At 38.1% G+C, this 700-nt stretch carries 1 protein-coding gene; it reads right to left on the bottom strand.

Going from position 1 to position 700, the window contains the following annotated elements; genetic code table 11:
- Positions 1 to 537: alpha/beta hydrolase family protein (locus tag ACGHEH_RS21675; protein ID WP_390449853.1), on the bottom strand; the 537-nt coding region annotated here is incomplete at its 3' end.
- Between the last annotated feature and the right edge of the window lie 163 nt (positions 538 to 700).

Raw genomic sequence — 700 nt, 5'->3', positions numbered from 1 at the left:
TAGTAAGTCTTCTTCATTCTCACCTAAAACTTTATCTAAAAATACCTTGCCTGAACGTGATCTTGGAATGTCTCCTGCAACTTTCATCACTGGTAATGAGTAAACACCAACATAAGGTATCGCACATTTATACAAATCTGGCTCTCTTACGACTGCCATTGCTGATGCATAACCACCGTAACTTCCTCCATAAATACAAATGCTATCTCTGTCTGTGACGCCTTGATCTATTGCCCATAAAGTCGCATCTGTAATGTCATCTTGCATTTCAGCGCCCCACTTTCTGTGACCAATTTCTTCAAATACTCTTCCATAACCACCAGAGCCTCTAAAGTTGATTTGCAAAACACCATAACCATTCGCTGCTAAAAGCTGGTTTTCATCATCCCAACCCCAGTAATCTCTTGGTCCATGAGGTCCACCATGCACTTTTACGACTAAAGGTACTTTGCCACTTGTTCCTTTCGGTAGTGTCAAATAGCCATACAAGTCAAGACCATCTCTTGCCTTAACTTTAATACCCTTCACAGTGGCCATTTTCTTCGTGTCTATATTTTTAGACTTGCCATACTGTTTTAATTTTCTAGTTTCCGAATTAAAAATATAGAAAGCGCCTGGATTCTTATCTGAAGAAACACTTATAACTGCTTCTTTCTTATCTTTCGTTATACTTGTAATGTTAACTTTTGAATTTTTAAAC

It is taken from the genome of Pseudoalteromonas sp. MTN2-4, from assembly GCF_042848605.1.
In the GTDB taxonomy this organism is placed as follows: Bacteria; Pseudomonadota; Gammaproteobacteria; order Enterobacterales; family Alteromonadaceae; genus Pseudoalteromonas.
The sequence above is the reverse complement of the archived record's forward strand: the minus strand, read 5'-3'. Positions and strand labels throughout refer to the sequence as shown.